At 63.6% G+C, this 6,168-nt stretch carries 5 protein-coding genes; all 5 read right to left on the bottom strand.

Annotated features, from left to right (window positions below; translation table 11 throughout):
• A partial coding sequence (locus AC1D1X_RS13300) for an AMP-binding protein (protein ID WP_477698435.1) occupies positions 1-1,426 on the bottom strand: 1,426 nt, incomplete at its 3' end.
• Positions 1,423-2,604, bottom strand: a complete 1,182-nt coding sequence (locus tag AC1D1X_RS13295; RefSeq protein WP_477668665.1) for an acyl-CoA dehydrogenase family protein — start codon at positions 2,602-2,604, stop codon at positions 1,423-1,425. The genes AC1D1X_RS13300 and AC1D1X_RS13295, both read right to left, overlap by 4 nt.
• A 26-nt stretch (positions 2,605-2,630) precedes the next feature.
• Entirely contained in the window at positions 2,631-3,485 is an 855-nt protein-coding gene (locus AC1D1X_RS13290) for an enoyl-CoA hydratase family protein (RefSeq protein WP_477668664.1), read from the bottom strand.
• A complete protein-coding gene (locus AC1D1X_RS13285) occupies positions 3,482-3,970 on the bottom strand; it encodes a MarR family winged helix-turn-helix transcriptional regulator (protein WP_477666480.1) in 489 nt (162 codons plus the stop codon). The genes AC1D1X_RS13290 and AC1D1X_RS13285 overlap by 4 nt, the downstream gene beginning before the upstream one ends.
• Before the next feature lie 37 nt (positions 3,971-4,007).
• The coding region (locus tag AC1D1X_RS13280; RefSeq protein ID WP_477698434.1) for a bifunctional salicylyl-CoA 5-hydroxylase/oxidoreductase at positions 4,008-6,168 on the bottom strand (2,161 nt) is incomplete at its 5' end.

Raw genomic sequence — 6,168 nt, 5'->3', positions numbered from 1 at the left:
CTACGGCAGGGTGCTTGAGCAGGGCATCTTCCACCTCAGGGCCCGCCACGTTRTAGCCCGCGGTAATGATCATGTCGTCGGCGCGCGCCTGGTAGAAGAAATAACCGTCGGCGTCCTGCATGAAGGCGTCGCCCGGATAGTTCCAGCCGTCCTTCACATAGTTGCCCTGGCGCGCATCATCGAGGTAGCGGCAGCCGGTCGGGCCCACCACAGCCAGCTTGCCTATGGTGCCGCGCGGCACTTCCGTGCCGGTGTCGTCCACCACCCTGGCGGTGTAGCCTGGCACCACCTTGCCGATGGCGCCGCGGCGCACGTCGGCGCCGGCTGCGGAGATAAAGATGTGGAACATCTCGGTCGCGCCGATGCCGTCGATCATTTCAATACCGGTGGCGTCCTTCCATAGCTGCCGCGTGGCGTCAGGCAGACTCTCGCCGGCACTCACGCACACCCGCAAGCCGGGCACGCCGTGCTGTTTGGCGAAAGCAGCCATCTGCCGGTAAAACGTAGGTGCCGTGTAGCAGACCGTTGCGCCGACCTGGTTGATCAGCTTGACCATGGCCTCCGGCGTATAGGCGATGGAGGGGTAGTAAACCGAAGCGCCGGCCCACATCGGGAAAATCAGCATGCCGCCCAGGCCGAAGGTGAAGGCCAACGGCGGCGAGCCGATGACGATGTCGTCCGGCTTTGCCTTGAGCACGTGGCGCGGCCAGGCCTCGCTGGCCGCCAGCACGTCGCGGTGCGTGTGCACCGCGGCTTTGGGTTTTCCCGTGGTGCCCGAGGTGAAGGCCATCAAGGCGATGTCGTCGGCGGCTACCGGGCAGGGCGTGAATTCGCCGTCCTTCTGCGCAGACAGAACCGCGAGCGAGCCCGGTGCGTCCATCAGGTTGAAGGGCACGATGATGGGCAGCGTATCGCTTTGCGCCTGCGCCGCCTGCAATTCCTCCAGCAGGCTGGCATCACACAAAGCCAGCGCGGGCCTGGCTTTCTCAATGATCTCTCCCAGCTCCTTGGCACGCAGTAGCGGCATGGTTGCCACCGCCACCAGCCCGGCTTGCACAACGCCTAGCCAGGCCAGCGCCATGCCGATCGAGTTGCCGCCGCGCAGCAACACCCGGTTGCCGGGCTTGAGGCCGAAGTTTTCCGTCAGCACCTGTGCGATGCGGTTCACGCGCTCCAGTGCGTCGGCATAGGTCAGGGTGATCTTGTCCGAGCGCAGCATCGGCTTGTCCGCGCGTCCCTCGCGAAAAGCTTTGTCAAACAGGCTCTGCACCAGATTGGCCTGCGCCGGTATGCACAGCTCGGGCAGCGCGTACACCATGCGCGGAAGCTGTTCGTACGGCGGCAAACGGTCATGTACAAAGCGGTCCGTCTGTGCGGACGGTACCGCGGCAACACTTTCGATGGAGTCGGAGACGGAGGTGCTCATGATTGCAATACGGCCTTTCCAATGATGAGTTGCTGCACTTCGGTCGCACCTTCGTAAATGCGCAATGAGCGTATGTCGCGGTACAGGCTTTCCACCTTGGTGCCAACCTTCACGCCCAGGCCACCATGCATCTGCAGCGCCATATCGATGACCTTCTGGGCGTTTTCGGTGGCTGTCATCTTGGCCATGGCTGCCTCGGCGGTGATGCGCGCGCCGCTGCCCAGGCGTTCGCTTTCGTCGCGCATCCAGGCGGCGCGATAGGTCAGCAGCGCGGCCGCATCGATCAGCGCCGCCATCTCGCCGAGCTTGGCTTGCGTGAGCTGGAAGTCGGCCAGCGTCTGGCCGAACATCTTCCGTTCCTTCGAGAAATGCACTGCCTCGGCCAGGGCACGGCGCGCCATGCCCAGCGCGGCAGCGGCCACGGAGGCGCGGAAGATGTCCAGCGTCTGCATCGCCAGCTTGAACCCGCCATGCAGCGCGCCCAACTGCGCGTCCCGCGGCAGCTTGCAATGCGTGAACTTCAGCGTGGCCAACGGGTGCGGCGCCATCACAGCGATGTGTTCGCTGCTGTCCAGGCCCTTGTTTTCCGCATCGACAATGAAGGCAGTAATGCCGCGCGTGCCGGCCTGCGGATCCGTCTTGGCGAAGGTCACGTAAAAATCCGCGATGCCTCCGTTGCTGATCCAGGTCTTGCTGCCGTTCAAGGCCCAGCCTTCACCCGCGTCTGTGGCGGAGGTCACCATGGCACCGGCGTCCGAGCCAGCGTCGGGTTCGCTCAGCGCAAAAGCCGCGATCCTCTTCCCGTTGGCGACCAACGGCAGGTAAGCCGCTTGCTGTGCCGGCGTCCCCGCCAGCGTGATCGCGCCGCTGCCCAGCCCTTGCATCGCAAACGCGAAATCGGCCAGCGGCGAATGAAAAGCCAGCGTTTCGCGCAGGATGACGAGCGCGCGGGAATCCAATTTTTCAAGCGCGCCGCCCAGGGCGCCGTCCTTGCCCGCCGGCACGCAGTAGCGCAGCCAGCCGTTGGCGCCCAACAGACTCACCCACTCCCTGCAAGCCCTGCGGTCGTCGCTCTCGTCGATGTACTGATCCGGCGTCCAGTCGGCCAGGCGCTGCGCCAGGTCGCGGTGAACCTCGTCAAAAAAAGGCAGTGCCAGGTGGGCGGTGGTCGATCTCATGCGTGATCCTTGTCGTCCTGCCGCGCTCAGTCGCCGCGGAACACCGGTTTCTGTTTGGCTGAAAAGGCCTCGTACGCCCGTGTGAAATCTTGCGTCTGCATGCAGATGGCCTGCGCCTGCGCTTCGGCCTCTATCGCCTGGTCCAGCGTCATCGCCCATTCCTGGTGCAGCATGGTTTTGGTCATGCCGTGCGCAAAGGTCGGGCCGTCAGCCAGCTCTTGCGCCAGTTTTTGCGCCTGCGCCAGCACATCTTGCGGCTCGTGCAGCGCGTTGAAGAAGCCCCACTGCAAGCCTTCCTGCGCGCTCATGGATCTGCCGGTAAACAGCAGTTCCGATGCGCGCCCCTGTCCGATCAGGCGCGGCAGCAACGCGCAGGCTCCCATGTCGGCACCGGCCAGGCCCACGCGCGTGAAGAGGAACGCCGTCTTCGCCTGGGCCGTTCCCAGGCGCATGTCGGCGGCCAGCGCCATCATGGCACCGGCGCCGGCGCAGATACCGTCAATCGCCGCGATGATGGGCTGGGGGCACAGGCGCATGGCCTTGATCAGGTCACCCGTCATGCGCGTGAACTCCAGCATTTCCGGCATGGTCATTTTTGTCAGCGGCCCGATGATCTCGTGCACGTCGCCGCCCGAGCAGAAATTGCCGCCGGCGCCAGTGATGACCACTGCCTTCACGTCGGTGGCGGTGTTCAGCGTGCGGAACAGGTCGCGCAGCTCCGCGTAGGAGTCGAAGGTCAGCGGGTTCTTGCGCTCGGGCCGGTTCAGCGTCAGCGTCGCGACGCCGGCGTCGAAGGCGTAAGCGAAATGCTCCGCCTGGTGATGGGCCAGCGCATCAAACTGCGCATGCATGGGGTTGGCCAGGCCGATGTAGTGTTTCATGTCGTTTCCAGTTTGCTGTCGGTCAGCAGGGCGTTGTGGTGTTGCTTGACCTTGCCCAGCAGTTTGTGCAGGGACTCCACCTCGCGTGGTGACAAAGCCTCAAAGGCCGCGACGATCCAGGCTTCATGCTCGTTTGCCATTTCGTCGAACAGTTTTCGCCCCCGCGGGGTCAGGCGAACGCGATAGGCCCGGCGGTCACCCTCCACATCCACGCGCTCCACCAGCCCTTCATTCACCAGCTGGTCGGTAATGCCCGTGACGTTGCCGCCGGTCACCATCATGCGGCGCGACAGCTCGTTCATCTTCAGCCCTTCCGGGCTGCGCTCGAGTTGTGCCATCAGGTCAAAGCGCGGCAGGGTGGTGTCGAACTGTTCACGCAACTGGGTGCGCACCTGCTTTTCCACCAGCTGAGTGCAGGTCAGCATGCGCAGCCAGAGCCGCAACGCTTCGGGGTGTTCGCTGTGGCCTCTTGCTTCCATGTCCATGGCGTGTCTCCTTGATAATGCTACTTGTTGGCGCTATCTATTTGATAGCAACTTGCGCTTGTCCTGTCTGCGCTGCAAGCTCTTTTTGCTTCGAGAGTTCACGGTAGAGCTGGTCGCGCCCGCTCAGGTAGGGTTGTGGCCAATCCACATGGCGGCTTTGCAGCTTGGCAGCTTCGTGCAGCGTCCAGGCGGGGTCGGCCAGGTGCGGGCGGGCAACGGCGCAGAGGTCGGCACGGCCGGCTGCAATGATGCTGTTGACATGGTCGACTTCCGAGATCGCGCCCACGGCGATGGTCTGTATGCCCACCTCGTTGCGGATGCGGTCGGCAAACGGCGTCTGGTACATGCGGCCGTAAACCGGCTTGGCCGCGCGCGTGGTCTGGCCCGACGACACGTCGATGAAGTCGCACCCTGCGGCCTTGAACATCCGGGCGACGGCAACGGCATCGTCGGCGGTGTTACCGCCCGGCGCCCAGTCGTGCGCGGAGATCCGCACGCTCATCGGCAGATGCGCCGGCCACACTTCACGCATGGCGGCAAACACCTCCAGCGGAAAGCGGCAGCGGTTTTCCAGGCTGCCGCCGTACTCGTCCGTGCGCTGGTTGGTCAGCGGCGTGATAAAGCTCGACAGCAGATAGCCGTGGGCGCAATGCAGCTCAAGCCAGTCAAACCCGGCTTCGGCCGCGTAGCGGGTGGACTGCACGAACTCAGTCTTGACACGGTCCATGTCGACGCGTGTCATGGCTTGCGGCACCTGGTTGGTGGGGCCGTAAGCCACAGCGCTAGCCGCCAGCAGCGGCCAGTTGCCGGTGACGAGCGGCTCGTCGGGCTCTTCCCAGCCGACTTGCGTGGAGCCTTTGGGGCCGCTGTGTCCCAGTTGCATGCCGATTCTGGCGCCGGCACCCGAGGCATGGACAAAATCCACGATGCGCTTGAAGGCCCTGGCCTGCGTCTCGTTCCACAAGCCCGGGCAGCCGGGGGTGATTCGGCCTTCTGCGCACGGTGCGGTCATTTCGACAAACACCAGCGCAGCGCCACCCAATGCGCGCGCGCCAAGGTGAACCAGGTGGAAGTCCTGCGGCACGCCGTCCACCGCGCTGTAGGTAGCCATGGGCGAAACGACGATACGGTTCTTCAGATTCAGTTCGCGGACCTTCAAAGGCAGCAGCATGGGCGGCGGTGCATGCGGTGCGCTGCTTTTAGCCAACCACTGCTCATAACCCTGCAGCCAGGCGGCATCGCGCACGCGCAGGTTCTCGTGGCTGATGCGCTGCGAGCGTGTGAGCAGCGAATAAAAGAACTGCTCGGCCTCCATGCCACTGTAGCGGTCAACGTTCTCAAACCACTCGGTCGAGTTGCGCGCCGCGTTCTGGATCTTCAGCACTTCCACGGAGCGGAGGGCTTCATAGGTTTTGAGCGCCGCAGCGGCATCACCGTGCTGCGCAAAACAGTTGGTCAACTCAATCGCGTCTTCCAGCGCCAGCTTGGTACCACTGCCGATGGAAAAATGCGCGGTATGCGCTGCATCGCCCATGAGTACGATGGGCACCTGTTTGCCGTTGATGTTTTCCTCGTGAACCCAACGTTCACAAACCACACGCGGAAAACGTATCCAGATCGCCGAGCCGCGCACATGCGTCGCGTTGTTCATCAGCGCGTTGCCGTCCAGGTATTTGGCAAACAGGCGTTCACAAAATGAGATGCCGTCTTCCTGGCTCATCTGGTCCAGGCCGTGCGCCTTCCACACGGCCTCGGGTGTCTCGACGATAAAGGTCGAAGTGTTCTCGTCAAACTTGTAGGCATGTGCGGCGAACCAGCCATGCTCAGTCTGCTCGAAGGCGAAGGTGAAAGCATCGAAAGTTTTGTGCGTGCCCAGCCAGACAAAACGGCAGGCGCGAAGCTCCACGTCTGGCTTGAAGGTCTCCGCATAACGGTTGCGGATGCGGCTGTTCAGACCGTCGCTGGCGATCACCACGTCGGCGTTGTATTGCGCAGCGATAGCCTGGTCGTCCTGCACGTCGGTTTCGAACACCAGGTCCACGCCCAGCGCGATGCAGCGCTCCTGCAGGATGTTGAGCAGACGCTTGCGGCCGATACCGCAGAAACCGTGGCCGCCGGAGCGCACCGAGCGGCCCTTGAAGAACACCTCCACGTCATCCCAATGGTTGAAGGCGTCGCCGATCAGCTGTGCGCTGACC

Source organism: Polaromonas sp. P1_G4 (assembly GCF_056405475.1).
This window is presented reverse-complemented; position numbering and strand designations above follow the sequence as displayed.

Excerpts from the sequence above, each read along its gene's own strand:
- AC1D1X_RS13295 (WP_477668665.1), bottom strand. The coding sequence starts at position 2,604 with ATGAGATCGACCACCGCCCACCTGGCACTGCCTTTTTTTGACGAGGTT.
- AC1D1X_RS13290 (WP_477668664.1), bottom strand. The coding sequence starts at position 3,485 with ATGAAACACTACATCGGCCTGGCCAACCCCATGCATGCGCAGTTTGAT.
- AC1D1X_RS13285 (WP_477666480.1), bottom strand. The coding sequence starts at position 3,970 with ATGGACATGGAAGCAAGAGGCCACAGCGAACACCCCGAAGCGTTGCGG.